This is a genomic window from Coleofasciculus sp. LEGE 07092 (genome assembly GCF_015207375.1).
Taxonomy (GTDB): domain Bacteria; phylum Cyanobacteriota; class Cyanobacteriia; order Cyanobacteriales; family Coleofasciculaceae; genus LEGE-07092.
In genome coordinates this window covers 1-18,044 of record NZ_JADEWY010000125.1, presented here as the reverse complement: position 1 = coordinate 18,044, position 18,044 = coordinate 1, and the positions used below count along the sequence as shown (strand labels likewise).

Below are 18,044 nucleotides of genomic sequence, written 5' to 3'. Positions count from 1 at the left end.
GAGTAGGGGAGCTGGGGAGTAGGGGAGCTGAAAAAATTGACTCCTGACTTCTGTCTCCTCAAACCCGCCATAGAACTTTGGTATTACCTGTGGCGGAAAAATAATTAAGAGATAGTTAAAAAACTAGATAAAGTAGTAATTGAAATAGTTTGGCATCTGCGAGTGCAAGCATTTAAGAAACCATTCCATCGCAATGCAGGATAAAAAAACTGATACCAATCCAGCCGAGCCGTCCAGTCCCGAAATGCAAAAAACCAACGGGGGTGACACTAAAAAGCTGTTAGCCGATAGTGTACGCACCTTGGGACTCGCTCAAATTCAGCGACACGTTTTTCTTTGCGCTGACCAGACTCAACCCAAATGCTGCTCTAAAAAAGCTAGTCTGGAAGCTTGGGAATATTTGAAAAAACGGCTTAAAGAGTTAAACCTTGACAAAGCCACCGATGCTCGACAGAGCTGCATCTTCCGCACGAAAGCTAACTGTCTGCGTGTATGTGCGGCTGGACCTATCTTGGTGGTTTACCCAGACGGTGTCTGGTATCGCAATGCTACCCCAGAAGTCATTGAACAAATTATTCAGGAGCATTTAATTGGCAACACGATTGTTGAAGATTATGCCTTCTTAGTTCACCCCTTACCAGAGACAGCTCCATTTTCCATCCAAAACGAGAAATCAAGACAAGAAGCTGATGAGCAGCCTCAAGGGGACATTGTACCTGAAACTGAAGTAGATCTGAGTTTAGAGAAAACTCCTCTCTCTTGAGGAACTTCATTCAACTTTATTTGGAGCCGCTGATCCCACCCTATTTAGTTTGTGGGTCTATGTAGATTAAGATAGTACGTGGTTTCTACACTTGCGCATCTTAGATTATTAGACAATCTCAGCAACCCCGGTATGGTGAGTCTCAGAGTATGAAAGAAAATGGTGTCAGAACGAATAAGCGACTGCTATTGATTGATGACGACCCCAATCTTATCTTGCTAGTCAAGGACTATTTAGAGTTTCGGGGGTATGAAGTTGTCACGGCTGAAAATGGTCGAGAAGCCCTAGAGATTTTAGAGCAGCACACTCCTGATATGATCATTTGCGATGTCATGATGCCGGAAATGGATGGCTATGCCCTCGTCGAACACGTCAGGCAAGATCCTCGAACAAGCTGGATTCCGGTATTATTTCTCTCAGCGAAGGGGCAAAGTCAAGATCGTGTCAAAGGACTCAACACGGGTGCGGATGTCTATATGGTGAAGCCTTTTGAGCCAGAAGAACTCGTTGCCCAAGTAGAATCGTCCCTTAAGCAAGCGAGTCGCTTAATTCAACACCCTGGTGCAGGAGTTCCAGAAGCTGCACCGAAAATTCAGGTGCCGTTCGATGTGGAATTGACACCTACAGAACTTAAAGTTGTCCAGTTCGTAGCGCGAGGGATGGCAAACCGGGAAATTGCGGAGCAGCTCAACGTCAGCCAGCGGACAATCGAAAGTCATGTTTCTAATATGTTGGGCAAAACTGGACTGCACAACCGCACAGAGTTAGCACGTTGGGCGATTGAGAGCAGTATGGCTTAGGCAGGTGTCTTTAAAGGTGATTTTTGATACATTGAAATACTGAATCGATCCCTACTCCAGTTCGGACTTCGGACGTTCGGCGAGCGCGGTAACTGAGCTTGAAAGTTCAGTCGAGGCGCGGAAGCCTACTCCCTACTCCCTCAATCCGTAGTGTGAAACTTGATAGTGCAGAATAGTGGATTAAATCGGCATAACATCATGAAAGCGAGTGTAATCAATAACCCGTCGCCCGTTCTGCTTCCGTCTAAAAATATCTACAAAGCGCTTATCCCAAAGAATTTCCTCAACAATATAAGAGTGACGGGCATGAATAGTCTGAGAAACCGTTTCATCCAAACCTGTTAACGTCACCACAATCTCTGCTTCCGCCTCAGCTAGAGACTCTGGCGTTGCCTCATACAAAGGACTACTCTCATCAATTTGATGCATCGCTGTCCAGGTTAAGGCAAAGATAGGTGTCTGAGAACGAACTAATTTAAGGTCATAAAACCGCCGCATATATTCCCCTTCTGCTGTCACTTCATTGCGCAGCAAACTTACCGTTAGCAGCGCTTCTAGAATCTGATTGTGACGCTCATTAGCGGTACGAAACATTAGGGTAGGGATACCATTATGAGGCGCAATCACTGCCACGCGACTGAAAAGAACTCTAGCAGTAGGACGGGAAAAACGGGCAAACATTAAACCCGTTGCTGTGGTTAGCCCCATCAAACCAGTGAGGGCTTCAATGGTGACGAGGATATTGGTATAAATGCATTCAGAACGAGGATACATGGCTCCGTAACCGATTGATGCCATTGTCTGAACGCTGAAGAAAAAAGCGTCCCAGAACAAACCGGGATGGGCATTCTCTATGCAATCTCCCCCTAGAAGGTACAGAAAAGCAAATAGGGCATTAAGGATAATGTAGCCCACCCCAATTAGCCCGAAGAACCAGAGCCAATCAAGGGTGAGCAATAGATGGTAAGGGTCGCGCCAAACGGAGGACGATACACCAATTTTGATAATATCGAATCGTCTGCGTCGATCTCGGTGTACCATCCTTACTTGGGGGGGTGGATCAGGCATATTATCCATTGATGTTGGCTGGATTGATCAAGCGATCGTCACATCAGTGGACAAGTAAACATCTTGGATAGTGTGGAACAGTTTAACCCCTTCCTCAAAGGGTCGCTGGAACGTCTTGCGACCAGAAATCAGTCCACAACCACCAGCCCGTTTATTAATCACTGCTGTGCGAACTGCTTCGGCAAAGTCATTTTTCCCAGAAGCACCACCGGAGTTAATCAAACCAGCACGCCCTGCGTAGCAGTTGAGAACTTGATAGCGGGTAAGGTCAATGGGATGATCGCTAGTGAGTTCGGTATAAACTCGCTCATCGGTTCTGCCATATTTTTTACCTGTTGCTTTGGCAACCGCGCCGTAGCCGTTGTTACATTCTGGCAGCTTCTGTTTAATGATATCGGCTTCGATGGTAACGCCCAAGTGGTTCGCCTGACCCGTAAGATCAGCGGCAGCGTGATAGTCTTTATCTTGCTTGAAGGCACTATTGCGCAAGTAGCACCAGAGAATAGTAGCCATACCCAGTTCGTGGGCGCGGGCAAAGGCACGGCTGACTTCCTGAATCTGGCGGGTAGACTGTTCGGAACCAAAGTAAATCGTGGCTCCCACAGCGACAGCCCCTAAATTCCAGGCTTGTTCGACACTACCAAACATAATCTGGTCGTTCTGATTCGGATAGGTGAGCAGTTCATTATGATTGAGTTTCGCAATAAAGGGGATACGGTGGGCGTACTTGCGAGATACCATGCCCAACACGCCCAGCGTGGTAGCAACCGCATTACAACCGCCTTCTAGGGCGAGTTTAACGATGTTTTCTGGGTCAAAATAAGTCGGGTTGGGAGCAAAAGAAGCTGCAGCAGAATGCTCAATTCCTTGGTCTACGGGCAGAATGGAGAGATAACCCGTTTTGGTAAGGCGTCCCGCTGAGTATAGCTGCTGAAGGCTACGCAGGACTTGGGGATTGCGATCGCTATTGCCAAAAATCCGATCAACCCAGTCAGGGCTGGGGAGGTGCAACAACCGTTTGTCAACTTTCGCCTTGTAAGTAAGCAAGCTCTCAGCTTCGTCACCCAACCAGGATTCAATGGATTGAGGTGCAGTTAATGTAGCAGTCATATTTCGTTTCCTATAGACTTCAGTGAAGCTGCTCTTTAATTTTCGCAGTGTCCTGCTGTTAAGGAGTCCCCATATCGATAGAATTTGTCCTTTGTCATTTGTGAAAAACTAATGACTCATGAGGCAGCGGATTTGATAACGGAGGTAACGGATGTTTGTCCTTTGCACAAACAACACCAATGACTAATGACTATTCAAACTGCGTTTGGCAGTAGGTTTCGAGAAGATGGATACAGTTAGCGATCGCACCTAAATGAGCAATCTCATAACCGTGGGTGTTTTGAGTCGGGAAACTCAAACAAGCAGCGCGAGCAACATGACCGAACTTCATGGCAATTGAAGCATCGCTACCAAAGCCAGTTAAAGTGGCTAACTGAAGGGGAATACTACACGCTTGTGCTGCCTGCCGCAGTTCCCAATTTAACCCTTCATCATAAAAACCATAGCCATCTTGAGATAAGAGTACTGGTGCTACTCCATCTTCAATTGGGTACTCTGAGGATAGGGGACAAATTTCCAGAGCAATCAGGGCATCTAGTTTTTGATTTTGGGTAAAATACAGTGCGCCAATCGCTCCTACTTCTTCCTTTGCCGATGCCACTAAATAGGTATCAGCAACTGGGGTTCTTAGCTGTTCTGCCAGGGCTAGCAAAATCGCTACCGACGCCTTATTATCGAGGGTATAACTGGCAATATAATCTTTCAACCGCACTGGTTTCTTGCGATGCTTGCCCACGACCATCCGAGTTCCCGGTCGCACTCCTGCGGCTTCGAGTTCTGCTATAGTGCATTTCGTTTCTACCCAAGTATCTTCCCAGCGCACGGGTAAGTTTTCTTGTTGGGCTTTTTGCGGGGATTCGTGGGAAACATGACGCGACCCAAAGGAGAGGATGCCGCTCAGGGTTTGGTAATCTCCCAATAAATCGACCACGCCCTCACCGTAAACCCAAGGGAATGCGCCGCCAAGCCTGCGAACTTCAACCCGTCCCGCTTCGCCTACAGTTTTGACAATACCGCCAATTTCATCTTTGTGAGCGGTAATGGCGATCGCTCGTTCTGGATTGCGTCCGGGAATTTTGGCGATCGCATTACCTGCCCGATCCTGCCAAGTTTCCACTCCCAACGCTTGGAACCGACTCATCACTAACTGGTCGATTTCTCGTTCTGCGCCACTAGGGGAATGGTGCAGCACTAGTTCTTCAATGGTGTTGAATAGCTGGTCGTAATTCAATGAAGATCAGGAACTCTCTGCTTTAAGTCAACCAATAACCATAGCACGCCCTTCCTAGGGGATGCCAACTTGCAGGGTGGGTTACGGCTGAATTCAAAGCAAACCTTATACAAGCTCTATGGCAACTGGTGCAAGCTATCAAAGCAAGAAACTTATCAATGAATATCAATGCTGCTTGATTGCCACTTCTTTTTTCTTTTTGCGCTTCACCATCGCACCTGCACCTAAAGCACCGAAGGCTAACAAACCCAAAGCAGAAGCAGGTTCAGGAACGCTAGCAGGCTCTTCTTCATTCAGTGTCTTAATCGCTAACTTACTGATTAATGCATGACTGGCTGCCGTCGGATGAATATCATCCCAAAACAAAAAATTGTCTGGATTCTCACATACACCCTCGAACATAAAGCCCGATTTGAAGTTAATTAGGCACGGATTTTGTGCATTGGTAAAACCAAATTCCATAGGATTGTTGATGGCATCCATAACTAAAGAATTAACATCAAGCGTTGTAATGTTGATTCCGGGTAATACTCTCAAGCTGTCGAGTTTCTGATCTAAAAGGGAGTTATGGGCTGCCGTCAGCGCACTGAGTTGTGAGGAAGCACTGGGGAAGAACTCATTGAGATTACGAGCTAAAGGTGTTTCCCCCAAATCTGGCAAGTTAGGTATTAGAAAATTCCGAGCGCCGAGGTCAAAAAGTGACTGCACTCCCATCGATAGATTTGATGTTACTTGATTGGGCAACAAGTCAGGTGGTATTGTTGGAGTATTAAAAAATAATCCATTATAATCATTTGCACCCGCCCAGAGAATGTAGAGTGCATTTGGATCGGCAGGAGCAATAGTGGTAATGTTTTTAAAGAAGCCAATTTGTTGCTGCAATCCCGGAGGGGAACTGTTGTTATCGCCTGTTACCGTAGCACCCCCAAAAGCAAAGTTAATCCCTTCAGTGGGTAAAGTACTTCCTAACTCAGTCAATAAAGTAGGAGTTAAATTTAGCTGCTCTGCGAGATTATCAACCCAGATTGAACCATTGGAAAAGCGTCCCTGAGCGTAGGGTGGGCTTGGAGGAATGCCTACAACATTAAATAAATTTCCTGTATCAACAAGACTATCTCCAAAGATATTAATCCCTGTAAAACTAGCTGCTGTTGCCTTGAAGGGCAGCATAAAAGAAAATAGGAAAAATCCTGTTACAAAAATTTGTTTTTTCATGGTACTTTTAAGCTGTGACTTTTGGGGCTAATTCTAGCCTAAATAAATGTAAAACAACTTAATTAGTCGTTGATTCTTCAGACTCTGATGACTGACTCTCTTGAGATTTGAATGATAGCGCCTCTCGACCAGATATTCCCTCACCTTGAGAGCCAAAGTACCAAAGCCCTGCTGCTGCCTCGGCGCGAGTAACTGACTTTTTCGGTTGAAATAGGGTTGTATAGCCGAATATCCGTCGAATATTTGCTTGGTCGCCATTCTGAAAATCTGCCAACACTGCCCGCAGTGCATTCGGGTCAATTTTACCCGCGTCTTGGAATCCCCAGGTTTGCTTCACGGCATCCAGTGATGCTGAGGGTAATGCCCCCCGGATGTCTAGTGGGACTTTCCACGCAATTAGATTTTCTCGCGTTAAGGGAGCATCCGGTCTGAATTGAACGGCTGTGGCTTCACCTGTCAGAGGACTGGGAATGAGTCCTGCCTCTGCCAGTGCCTGAATGCTTTGGAAATCTGGATCACTTTTAGGGACATCCTGGAATGCCGATTGGCTAGTGTCTGAAGCCAGACGAATTTGCAACCCAGGACGATTGGCATGAATTCGATTGTTCGCAGCAACTAACCAGCGTGCATACTCGCGACGAGTTATAGTTTTATTTGGATCAAACTGATTGCCCGTAGTATCTGAGCTTTTAGCACCCGATTGGTTAACACTTAAAACTCCCAAAGCTGCTAAGTCTTTAACGTATTGGCGCAATGATTCGGGGACTTTATCCAGGTTAGACACGTCCTGTGGCTGTTTTGAGAGTGTCTGCTGACTGCCAGTATTAGACGATACAGACTCTTGCTGCTCAGATGACTTCGTTGTTACTTGAGTACTGTTGAGGATATACTGAATCTCAAATTTTGTAGGGTCTTGGTTTGAGGAAGGGGTTTCCTCTGAATCGCTGATTTCTGGGGTAGCGGGAATGGAAACGGTAACTTGCAGGTCATTCCGACGTGCGACAAACGTCCCACTGCTTTCCTCATCGGGTTGAGAAACAACTTGCCATGCACCGGACTCAAATGCCCGTTTGTAAAAGTCCCGGATTTCAGTGCTAGGGTCTGAAGATGACCAAGTTGTCCGTTGCCCTTGAACACTTGGTACTGTTAAGGATTCAACTCCTTTTAACTTTGCCTGAGGATAGCGGGGAATCTCTACTGGGAAATTTTCTGGTAGTTGTGCTGATTCCTCGTCTTGAAGATTGCTCTGCTGTGAATCTCCAAGCACCGTTGTATTATCCTTGAGCTTGGGATCTACGGCAAAAGAACGCTCTAGGGCTTCTTTGGTAGAACTGTTGGCGCAAGAGGTCAACAAACTCACCAAGCAAGCGGCGACAAAAGTATATAGAATAGAACGCTTATCTAGTAACACAGTTAAGCTGAAAAATAGGGCTCACTTCTCACGCTAACGCAAAATGTGGAAGTGGTTTTCTACTGCCAGTTGATTTCTTAAAATGATATGTATAGGCACAGAACACCACAATGAAATGCCTTATTAGACTTCTATAATCTCTATCACCATCACTCCGGGAGAACCCAAAAACCCGCCTTGTTGAGAGGCGGGTTTAGTTTAAGGTTTCAACTTCTGATTACCCATTCCCCTAAACTTCCGAACCACGGGGTAAGTCAGCCGTACTGCCACTAACACTACCCATCATGCCACTAGCTAGCACATCAGATTCGGTGACAAAGCCACTGTAGGCTTCCATACCGTGTTCGCCAATATCCAAACCGTGGATTTCTTCTTCGATAGTGACGCGGAGTCCCAAGGTGTATTTCAAAGCCAGCCAGACAAGGGTACTGAACAAAACCGTGAAGCCGCCAACGCAGAGAATACCAAGGCATTGCAGACCCAGTTGACGGACACCATGACCCGTAAACAGACCATTCTCCATACCAAAAAGACCAACAGCTAGGGTTCCCCAGATGCCGTTGACTAAGTGTACAGAAATCGCGCCCACTGGGTCATCAATGTGGATTTTGTCAAAGAAACTAACAGCAAAAACAACAATGATGCCGCCAATCGCGCCGATAATTACGGCAGACCCGTAAGAAACGATGTTACAGGGAGCTGTAATCGCGACTAAACCTGCCAAAATCCCGTTGATGATCATCGATAGGTCAGGCTTGCCATCTTTCGCCCAAGCGGTAAGAGTCGCGGTGATACCCCCGGCTGCAGCAGCCAAGTTGGTTGTGACAGCAATGTAAGGCACGTTCTCATTAGCCGCTAACTCTGAGCCTGGATTGAAACCAAACCAGCCGATCCAGAGAATCAAGCATCCCAGTGTGGCAATACTCATATTGTGACCGGGAATAGCATTGATTTGACCGTCCCGGTATTTTCCTTGACGGGAACCTAAGAACGCTGCACCCATCAATGCCGCCCAACCCCCAACGGAGTGAACGACGGTCGAACCAGCAAAGTCAAAGAAGCCCATTTCACCAAGCCAGCCACCCCCCCAGACCCAGTGTCCGGTAATTGGGTATAATATTCCCGTCAGTATGAGGCTGAAAACCAAGAAGCCAGTAAACTTGATTCGTTCAGCAACGGCACCAGAAACGATTGTTGCTGCTGTTCCAGCGAAGGCAACTTGAAACAAGAAAAATACCGAGACTGGTAAACCTGCTGGAAATGGGTCAAGACCGTAGGTAGCAGATTCCCCTGACAAGAACATACCCCCAAACCCAATGAAGGGACTGCCTTGACCAAACATGAACGAAAAGCCAATGATCCAAAAGGCAATAGTTGCCAGGGCAAAGACAATCAGGTTCTTGGAAAGAATATTAACGGCATTTTTCTGGCGGCAGAAGCCGGTTTCGAGCATTCCGAAGCCAGCATTCATGAAGATCACGAGGATGGCTGCTATTAATACCCAGATGGCGTTTAGGGTTCCTTGAATTTCTTCAGGGGTGGGTGGAGCATCATCCTGGGCAACGGCAGCAGTATTCCAGACTACGACAATAAGCGCTGCCAGGGGAATACAGGCGAGCCAAGCGGGAGAAAATAACTTGGCGATTGTTTTCAAGGGGTCAAAATAGGGAGCATCCCAAAACGATTGGGAAGACTCTTGTAAATGAATTGACCTATTTCTTGGCGGAGACTTTTCCTTATCGAAAATTTTCTTTAACATTCGTCTAGACATGGTCACGCTCTCTTTCGTTAATCAGGGGAATACGTCGTATCATTTAGCCAACAAGCTGTCAACTAAGTCATTTGAAGGGAGGAGCATTTTAGGGTTGAGGAACTCAATCTTAGAAGAGTCTACTCCTATCTACAGGTTTCATGGCTCGATCTTTGAGTGCAGCCGCCTCAAAGAATGGGGAGTTTACAGGTTGAATCGCTATCTTAAAACAAAACCCTACAAATAACTGGCGATATAGTCAAGAGGCTAAATTTCTCATTAGTATAAGGCTCAGTTGTGGACGCGAAATCTTCAAATATTGAGTTTTTTAAAGGAAGTTTTCTGTATCAGAATATACATTTTTTGCAATCACTAAAGATTTCATAGCTAGCACTACAGTTAGGGATGGCATAAGTGAATCGCTTTTGCCCTAATGAGCAGCTTGTATTCCTTAGCCTGAAATTATCCTGGTAAAAGAAGCGTATTAAGAATAAATAAAACTATTTCCCAATAAAGGAATAATTGTCAGTCAGGAAGATTTAGGATCTGTATGTAAATTTTTGATGAACTTAACTAAAAAGTTAAAAAAATTGTTTGCCGTTGGCGATTGATTATCAAAATTGACTTCACTCTCTTAGCCGTTGTCGCCCAATTTACCGTAGGAATTCTTAACAATTTCAAAAAATTCGCGGCTTTGAGCATTTCTGAAAAAAAAATACAGCCAACAACAATCTTCTAACTCGTCCAGATTGACGAGTCAGGAAAAACAATGGTTGCTACCCCTCACTCCCCAGAAAGGTAGTCACAATGAATAAAGAAATAGTATCAATAAATACTATTTTTTGTACAGTCAGCAGGTCGGAGAGTGGCTCAAGATTTTTGCGACAGGTAGTTCTTGTAGCCTAATTGATCTAATAACTCTTGCTTCTGAAGCACCGAAGCAGCTAGATTCTGACGATACTGCTGGACTCGCTCTAGCAATTCGGGTTGGTGAGATGCCAAAATTTGTACGGCTAACAAACCTGCGTTTTTGGCATTGCCAATTGCCACGGTTGCTACCGGAATCCCCCCTGGCATTTGCACAATTGAGTAGAGGGAATCGACACCCTGCAAGTGGCGGCTCGGTACTGGCACCCCAATCACGGGCAACGGCGTTAGTGAAGCCACCATGCCTGGTAAGTGTGCCGCGCCTCCAGCACCGGCAATAATCACCTTAAGTCCCCGTTGGTGAGCTTGTTGGGCATAACTAACCATCCGTTCAGGGGTACGGTGAGCAGAAACAATTGCCACTTCGCAGGGAATGTTAAAGTCTTCACAAACCGCGATCGCATCCTGCATCGTGGGCAAATCAGAATCGCTGCCCATAATAATGCCAACTAAAGGTTTGTCATTGGTCATTGGTCATTAGTTATTTGTCATTAGTGCTATAAGAGCAAAAGGAAAATTGACAGAGGACACATGACTTTCGATTTGACCATTATTAATGCGCGAGTACTCGGTTATCAAGGGTTGCAACAAATCCGAATTGAGGCAGAAGGAACAATTGTAAGTATCACGCCGATGGTAAGCCTTATCCCTGACTTATCGGCAATTGATGTTGCCGGGGACTGGGTATCCCTAGGCGGGGTAGATTTGCAGATTAATGGAGCGCTGGGATTAGCGTTTCCAGATTTGAGTCCGGGGGATGGGGATAGGTTACGTCAAATTTGTCAGTTTTTATGGCAGCAAGGAATTGATGGATTTTTACCCACCTTGGTGACAACTTCGGTTGAGAAGATTCAGCAGTCGCTGTCCGTCATCGCTGATTTTTTAGCGGCTGGGGCGCAAGACTCAGAAATGGCTCAAATCCTAGGTGTACATTTAGAGGGACCCTTTTTGCATCCCCAAAAGCGGGGGGCACATCCTATTGAATATTTATTACCACTTACCCTTGAAAATGTCAAGAAGGTTTTGGGGAATTATGCGGAACTAGTAAGAGTCATTACCCTAGCACCGGAGTTAGATAAGACGGGGGAAGCGATCGCGTATTTGCAGTCTTTAGATATTACCGTGAGTTTGGGTCATTCTCAAGCGACGGCAGTAGAAGCCGAAGAAGCGTTTGCACTAGGGGCATCAATGGTAACTCATGCCTTTAATGCTATGCCAGGACTGCACCACCGACAGCCAGGATTACTCGGTGCGGCAATTACTCATCCCCAGGTTCACTGTGGTGTTATTGCTGACGGTGAGCATATCTGTCCGACGATGCTTCAGATTCTACTACGAGCGAGTGGGTACGAGGAAGGGCTGTTTTTGGTTAGTGATGCCCTAGCGCCCTTGGGGTTGCCAGATGGGATTTATCCATGGGACAGTCGCCAAATTGAAGTGAAACAGGGTACGGCACGGTTAGGGGATGGGACGTTAGCGGGGACGACATTGCCCTTGTTAGTGGGGGTACAGAATTTGGTGGAGTGGGGGATTTGTGGGGTAGAAAATGCTATTGCTTTAGCAACGGAATCCCCCAGAAAAGCGATCGGATTATCGGGAATGGGGGTTAATCAATCGGCAAAGTTGTTGCGCTGGCATTGGGACGAGGAAGCATCAAAGCTGACTTGGCAGCGTTTATAACAAAGGGAGTAGAAAATAGGGCGTGGAATAAGACGATTAAATGGACTTCACTAGTACCGCTGGGCGGAATTGCGCATTCAAAATTCAAAATTCTTATAAGACAAGCATTTCATTATTTTAATTGATCAATACAGTTTTCGAGTCGAACAGTTTGCCAAACAATAAGAGGGACAATGGCTGTTCACGGAACGTTCAGGAGAAGATGCCGTGTTAGCACTGGCGTCCCTAGAATTTCAACTACCATTCAGTGATATCTATGAAAGGGTTGATCTTAAGGTCAACGAGGAGTGACGAAAAATGGTAAAGTAGTTAACCGTCCCAACTTCTCGTTCAACCCCCAACTTTATGAAAACCGTTGATGATAAAATCGTTGTTAAAGACTATTTCAATGCTACGGGATTTGACCGCTGGCGGCGGATTTACGGCGATGGTGAGGTTAATAAAGTCCAGTTAGATATCCGCAACGGACACCAGCAAACTGTCGATACTGTTCTGGAATGGCTGAATGCTGATGGCAATTTAGAGGGGTTGTTGATTTGTGATGCGGGGTGCGGTTTGGGGAGTCTCAGCATTCCCCTAGCACAAGCGGGCGCGAAAGTCCTTGCCAGCGATATCTCGGAAAAAATGGTAGGGGAAGCTAAGGAAAAAGCGCAAGCTAGTTTAAGTAACCCGGAAACTATCACCTTTGCCGTGCAAGATTTAGAAGAGTTGAGTGGCAGCTATCATACGGTTATTTGCCTAGACGTGCTGATTCATTATCCTCAAGATAAGGCAGCACAAATGATTTCTCACCTAGCTTCTCTGGCAGAATCTCGCTTAATTCTCAGCTTTGCCCCCAAAACCCTTGCCCTTACTTTACTCAAAAAAATCGGCGAGTTATTTCCAGGACCTAGCAAAACGACTCGCGCCTACCTGCACCGCGAAGCGGATATTATCAAAATTTTAGAAAGCAATGGCTTTTCCATTCAACGTAGTGGCATGACTAGTACCCGCTTTTATTTTTCTCGCCTGCTAGAAGCAACTCGCAGCTCTGATTAACTTCAAGCAAACAACTCTGGGTAACGCTCTTTTGCCCAGAGTGGCAAGCCTGCATCGGGGTTTTCTAGCTGACGGTTTAGCAGCTCAATAATATTGGGCATTTGATTTAATAAATCAAAGACCACAATATTACAACTCAATCCTTTGGCGTCGGTGAATCCTCTAACGTTTTTATCCAGTTCTAGATAAAACTTAGGATTAATCTCACTCCCGAAACCCACGATCACAATTTTTAGCTCATCTTGGCTTTTGAGTCGTGTACAGGTGGTTTGAATCAAGTTAAGAAATTTATCGCGATCGTCAAACTGACCATCGGTATAAATAATGATAAATCCACCTCGCTGATCTTCGCGAGTGGAAAACCACTGATTGATCACTTGTTCAAGCGTAGGAGTAATAAACGTACTGCTATCGGGTTGATTTTCATCAAAGATGCTTGGCACCTGGGAGGTATCTTCAATGTAAATCGTTTTATCACAGGGGCGGTTGGGGCTGAAAAAGGTTAGGACAATCTCGCTGCAAATTTTATCACCATCGATACTGGTTTCGTTGAGAAGTCGGTAGACATGACCTTCTATGACTTCCGGCAGAGCTTTCCAGCGGATAGTATTATTGAGTTCCGCATCTCTGCGTACCATGGAACCGCTTTGATCGATTAGGATGAAAACATCTCGGTGAAATAGCTTTTTACTAGGCATACGACTATCTAAGGGTCTAGTTATTGGCGTTTGGGGTCTAACCCGTTTTTTTTCAGGAAATTTTTGCTGCCTTGGCTGAGTAAACTTGGGCTTTGCCTTGAATTCCGCCAAGAGTTTCGATACGAGTATTTTAATAGCTTTAGCGATCGCATTGCATCGAAGCATCTGAAGATTTAATGAATAGCTTTAAGGCTTTTCCCTCGACTCGTTGCCAGTTTTTCTAGGTTTTACGTTAAGCTCTCTTCTACTTTCAGGCAGAGCCTGCTCATTGGATGAGAGTAATTTGAATACAAATGCTAACCAATATGATATAATAGATAGGATTACCGTAAGCCACATTAACGGATTTTTGAGATCGGCACTCTTGCCAAGTTTGTTAGGCAACCACCCAGACGCTTGAGCCGTAATTTCTTCCCAATCATCTCCCTCCACCAGCGTCGATAAAATCCGCCAAACTCCAGCCTTTTCCAAGCTTTCTCTTTTTTTAATTCCCGTCACGACCATAAGAATACCTGTTTGGGTGGGTAAGTGACAGGTTTGAAGTTCCTGTGCTAGTTGGTGCCTTAACTGGGGTGAATTCCGTCCAATTTTGGGGGTGAGAGTTGGGGGTTGGCTAGAGGTAAAGGCTTTAGTATCGTCTTGAGACACTAATCGTTGTAGGGATGGGAGGATAATCTCAAACCCATACTCGCCACCCAAGGGTAGGGCTTGGTTGATTTGTTCAGTTAACGAGTTCTGTTCCGCTTCGGTTAAGGCGTGAACTGCCAGATGGCGAAGCACCGATTCGTCAGCACTGTACCCAACCCAGGCTACCGCAATTCGGATCGGGCGATCGAGGAAATCAACCCGTCCTTCTGGTTCAATTCCTGTTACCAGCAACAGCAATCGCTCATCCGGTAAACGTTCTAGAACAACCGAAGGTGTCTCGCTATCGATTAAATTACTAACCTCTAATCCAATCGGAGGCAGTTGCGGTTGGGTTGAACCCCCTTCACAGACTTGCAGCCAGCGATAATCACAATCTTGCTCAAAGCCGCGACTTTGGATATAGATATCCATAATTCAAACTTCACACATTCAAAATTTAAATCGATAGCAATCTTTGACCTTGCAGAACCGCAAATCCCCCCCTTGTTTTGCACCCCTTCGCAAACTGTTCTACTGCTTGCTTGAGTTCGGCATCTGGCTTGAAGAATTGGCGGACGGGGTTGAATAGGGGCCAACTCCGGTCTTGAATGTACATTTTTAATAAGAATCGCAGCAGATACCGCAGTAGTTGTTCGCTATCTTTGGGGCTGTATTTAGCATCAAAACTAATTTTACGAAAGTAAAAGCGTGGTTGATTGAGATTTTCCACTTCAACTTTTAAGAAAACCACACAGCCAACGGTTTGAACAGGGGCGGTGACAACGGCAATTTTATCGGCTCGAATGGGTTCTTGAAAAAACTCCAGTACGGGGGCGTATCTCTCTTGAATGCACTTAATCAGTTTATTCGCAGAGGCTTCATCCTGCACGTAAGTTTCGCACTTAACCGGGGCAAAAATCACCAGTTTCGGCTCGTCTAACGTTTGATACGCAGTTTTAAACAGCTTTAAAATCTCACCCGGTTTATTTCTGACCTCATGCCACCTACCATTCAGTTCCATAAGGGCGGGTGTATCAATCGCCACAATCACCGCTGCACATTCTCTCAGCAGCTTCTGAACAAATCGTCTCCCAGCTATATCATTGTGCAAAATATAGCCCCCTGGATAGTCGCGAAACAGTAACCGCAGAAATTGTTTTTGGTCGTTATGACCTAAATCAAAAATGTAGGAGGGTAATGATTCGGGTCCTGCTGTTGCCAGGGTTCCCCGAATTCCTTTATTTCGTTCCTCAGCTTTGAACTCGTAGGTTAATGTTTTAAGTTGTGCCAAGTAGCGTTCTAGAGTTGCGGCTGTTTCTATGTCCGGTTTAAGTTGCAGATTCGCTTGAGAACTTGTTGCCTCAAACTGTTCATACATTGATGTTAAGAGTGTTGTCTTGCCAACACCACTTGCTCCTAGCATCGTAATTTTGAGTTCTTTGCTCATGTCCCATGCCCTACTCAGTGCAAAAATTGTAATTCTTTGAGTTGATTCGCTTCTACTGCCCGGTCTACTAAGGCTAACCACTGCTGTCGGTCATCGCCGTCTCGATTTTGCCCAAACTCAAGGGACCAAACCTTTGCCTTCTCTTGAAATAGAAAAATCTGCCATTCATCTTTTACATCTTTTGCTCGGAGTACTTGATCGACAAATTCCTCTACTTCAGCAAAGGCAGCTTGACTAGGTTCGCAGTAAAACTCTTCCAAGGCGTGTTGGCATTTAAACACCGCTTCATCCTGGAGTACTTCCAGATAGGAGAGGATTTCTTTTGCCTTACTGTCCCTCGATTCAGCCGGGTTAGACGGGGAAAGTCGCAGATTCGTTTTATCGGGATTGAGGTTATCCAGATGAGGACGAATGCGGTAATGAAAATTTGCCTTATAGGATATCTCAAACTTAGAGAGGGTTTGGAAAGCCTGCTTGAGCTTGACCAAATTATCGGGTACAATCTCTGCCATCGCGTTCAGAAATGCTGAACCTCTAGCATCACTTAACCCAATTAAACTGCCTTGAGTCAGAAGGACTTCACTGACTTGAGATTTGGTATACTCTACATACTCATTCAACCCGTAGTCCATGGCGTGGAAATGACGGGTAAGGTGATTGCGGATTTCGTGCAGATATTTAGCATAAGTGGTTTGCCAATCGCCTTCTTCAAAGCGGCGGTCAATAATCTGGTTAATGGGGTCATCTACAGGGAGTCCTGTATCTGTTTTGCAGGCTTGAATAATTAATTCTACCTGTTGTCTAAAACTATCTTCCTCAATGCCATCCCGAGCTTTGTCTAGATGCTCTAAAAGTTCTTCTAGACCTCGTGTTATACTCGTCCACAGCTTATTAAACAGTCGTAAAAATTTGCCTTGTTCGTTGAGGTCTGTGGGCAAGAGTTCAGTAATCCAAACCTGACGAGCTTTTTGCAGTTCAGCATTAATCGTAATCTGGAGTTGGTTCAGACGCTTTTGGTAATTCCGGGCATATTGCTCGTCTAAATAAGTAATGTTATTAGCGAGATAATTAAGAACTAAATCCAGAACCTCATTGGTTTCCTGGGGACTCGAACAATCCGCAATTTCGCAGCGAATAACATCAATATGCTTGTCACGAATCGTGGTTTGATGTTTCTGACAGGCTTCTAAGTTATCGTCATACCCTGTAACATGGTTGAGAATCATAAACGACCGATTCTCTAAATTATTTAATGCCTCGGCAGCTTTATTGTACAAGTCAGTATCTCGTTTTTCCCACCCATACCGAAGTCGGTCGGGTCGGCGGACAAAAATGACTAAATCAACATCCTGTCCTAGGGTTTCTAGAATCAGCTTTTCATCCCCCAGTCGGGTATCTCCCAAACCGGGAACATCAACTAGGGCAACTTGACCCACATCAGGATTGTTAAACGGACAGACTATTTTAACTTCTCGTACTGCCAAATGGTCAAAGGAAATCAATTCACCTTGGGGAAACCGTCGTTGAGCAACATAATCCTGAATACGCCCTTTGGGAATGCGGGGAAGTTGTCGCGGTGAACCTGACATCAGGAGATGCCTGTACATGGATATATTGTCGTGATAGTCTGCCTTCAGGTGTTCGTACATGGACTTTTTGGTGGCATCTGTCCCGATAAATTCAGGCAGGGGTTTGGCAAATTCATCCAATGCTGTAGGTGGAGTTCCTAACTCTAATTCTTGATAGTAAGGGGTGATGACTTCTGCTAAAAATGTCTGTTCAGAATGAACCGTAACATCGGCGTAGGTTTCCCCCGATTGGTGGCAAATGGTACTGCGCACGGCGGTACAAGCGCCCCCTCTGAGGGCGGGAATTTCGTCGTCTGTTAAGCCACTGATACTTTGCAGAAATGTACTCTTGCCTTGACCCATCAGCCCCACTACGCCGATATTTAAAGTATTGCGGGAGAAGCGGTTCCGCAGTTGGCGCAATTCATCCTGGTGATGGGTAATTTGAACTTGCAAGGGGGCAACATTGATAGCATTGAGGCGATCGCTAATATTAGTATCCTGAATCTGTCCCCTTAACTGATGGCAGCGTTCGTCAAGGGTACGCAGCACCTCCATGACACCCCTCAGTCTTTCCTCCACACCTTGGATTTTCTGGGCAAGGGGTTGACGTTTTTCGATGATGCTGGCAATGGTTTGAGATCGATTGGGCATTGAACCAGGTTTCCTATTCATATAGCCAGTCTATTTGATTGGGTGTGGGGTGTGGGG

At 45.7% G+C, this 18,044-nt stretch carries 15 protein-coding genes; 4 read left to right on the top strand and 11 right to left on the bottom strand.

All coding sequences use genetic code 11. From position 1 onward, the window contains the following. The first annotated feature begins 244 nt into the window (after window positions 1–244). Both IQ257_RS23905 and IQ257_RS23900 read left to right on the top strand, forming a co-directional pair. On the top strand, window positions 245–763 hold the full coding sequence (locus tag IQ257_RS23905; RefSeq protein ID WP_228060976.1) for a (2Fe-2S) ferredoxin domain-containing protein: 519 nt from the start codon (window positions 245–247) through the stop codon (window positions 761–763). 149 nt (window positions 764–912) lie between these two features. Further along, window positions 913–1,563, top strand: a complete 651-nt coding sequence (locus tag IQ257_RS23900) for a response regulator transcription factor (RefSeq protein WP_193880203.1) — start codon at window positions 913–915, stop codon at window positions 1,561–1,563. Between the two features lie 180 nt (window positions 1,564–1,743). On the opposite strand, the gene IQ257_RS23895 is transcribed toward IQ257_RS23900, so the two are convergent. The 7 genes from IQ257_RS23895 to purE all read right to left on the bottom strand — a co-directional run bounded on the left by IQ257_RS23895 (window position 1,744) and on the right by purE (window position 10,746). Continuing rightward, on the bottom strand, window positions 1,744–2,640 hold the full coding sequence (locus IQ257_RS23895; protein WP_193880200.1) for an ion channel: 897 nt from the start codon (window positions 2,638–2,640) through the stop codon (window positions 1,744–1,746). A gap of 18 nt (window positions 2,641–2,658) precedes the next feature. Then, window positions 2,659–3,741 carry a class I fructose-bisphosphate aldolase gene (locus tag IQ257_RS23890; RefSeq protein ID WP_193880197.1) on the bottom strand — a complete coding sequence of 361 codons (1,083 nt, stop codon included), beginning with the start codon at window positions 3,739–3,741 and terminating at the stop codon, window positions 2,659–2,661. A gap of 190 nt (window positions 3,742–3,931) precedes the next feature. Further along, on the bottom strand, window positions 3,932–4,972 hold the full coding sequence (locus IQ257_RS23885; protein ID WP_193880194.1) for a M42 family metallopeptidase: 1,041 nt from the start codon (window positions 4,970–4,972) through the stop codon (window positions 3,932–3,934). Between the two features lie 165 nt (window positions 4,973–5,137). Then, window positions 5,138–6,187, bottom strand: a complete 1,050-nt coding sequence (locus IQ257_RS23880; RefSeq protein WP_193880191.1) for an SGNH/GDSL hydrolase family protein — start codon at window positions 6,185–6,187, stop codon at window positions 5,138–5,140. A gap of 58 nt (window positions 6,188–6,245) precedes the next feature. Then, window positions 6,246–7,598 carry an S-layer homology domain-containing protein gene (locus tag IQ257_RS23875; protein WP_193880188.1) on the bottom strand — a complete coding sequence of 451 codons (1,353 nt, stop codon included), beginning with the start codon at window positions 7,596–7,598 and terminating at the stop codon, window positions 6,246–6,248. A gap of 229 nt (window positions 7,599–7,827) precedes the next feature. Further along, window positions 7,828–9,369: an ammonium transporter gene (locus tag IQ257_RS23870; protein ID WP_193880184.1), complete on the bottom strand. Its 1,542-nt coding sequence runs from the start codon at window positions 9,367–9,369 to the stop codon at window positions 7,828–7,830. Between the two features lie 849 nt (window positions 9,370–10,218). After that, complete coding sequence (gene purE, locus IQ257_RS23865; RefSeq protein ID WP_193880169.1) at window positions 10,219–10,746, bottom strand: 5-(carboxyamino)imidazole ribonucleotide mutase; 528 nt, start codon at window positions 10,744–10,746, stop codon at window positions 10,219–10,221. 60 nt (window positions 10,747–10,806) lie between these two features. Here purE and nagA point away from each other — a divergent pair, with 60 nt between their 5' ends. Further along, window positions 10,807–11,955 carry an N-acetylglucosamine-6-phosphate deacetylase gene (gene nagA, locus IQ257_RS23860; RefSeq protein WP_193933268.1) on the top strand — a complete coding sequence of 383 codons (1,149 nt, stop codon included), beginning with the start codon at window positions 10,807–10,809 and terminating at the stop codon, window positions 11,953–11,955. A 345-nt stretch (window positions 11,956–12,300) separates the two neighbouring features. Beyond that, the gene (bchM, locus tag IQ257_RS23855) at window positions 12,301–12,993 is read left to right on the top strand and encodes a magnesium protoporphyrin IX methyltransferase (RefSeq protein WP_193881941.1); all 693 of its coding nucleotides are present in this window, start codon (window positions 12,301–12,303) and stop codon (window positions 12,991–12,993) included. Between the two features lie 2 nt (window positions 12,994–12,995). On the opposite strand, the gene IQ257_RS23850 is transcribed toward bchM, so the two are convergent. From IQ257_RS23850 to IQ257_RS23835, 4 genes are read right to left on the bottom strand one after another with little or no spacing between them, the layout of a single operon-like run. Continuing rightward, window positions 12,996–13,856, bottom strand: coding sequence for a VWA domain-containing protein (locus IQ257_RS23850; RefSeq protein ID WP_193881938.1), 861 nt, complete (start codon window positions 13,854–13,856; stop codon window positions 12,996–12,998). A gap of 21 nt (window positions 13,857–13,877) precedes the next feature. Beyond that, entirely contained in the window at window positions 13,878–14,750 is an 873-nt protein-coding gene (locus IQ257_RS23845) for a hypothetical protein (protein WP_193881936.1), read from the bottom strand. Window positions 14,751–14,775: 25 nt separating this feature from the next. Further along, on the bottom strand, window positions 14,776–15,765 hold the full coding sequence (locus IQ257_RS23840; RefSeq protein WP_193881934.1) for a hypothetical protein: 990 nt from the start codon (window positions 15,763–15,765) through the stop codon (window positions 14,776–14,778). Between the two features lie 14 nt (window positions 15,766–15,779). Beyond that, entirely contained in the window at window positions 15,780–17,987 is a 2,208-nt protein-coding gene (locus IQ257_RS23835) for a dynamin family protein (protein ID WP_193881932.1), read from the bottom strand. Window positions 17,988–18,044 lie beyond the last annotated feature (57 nt).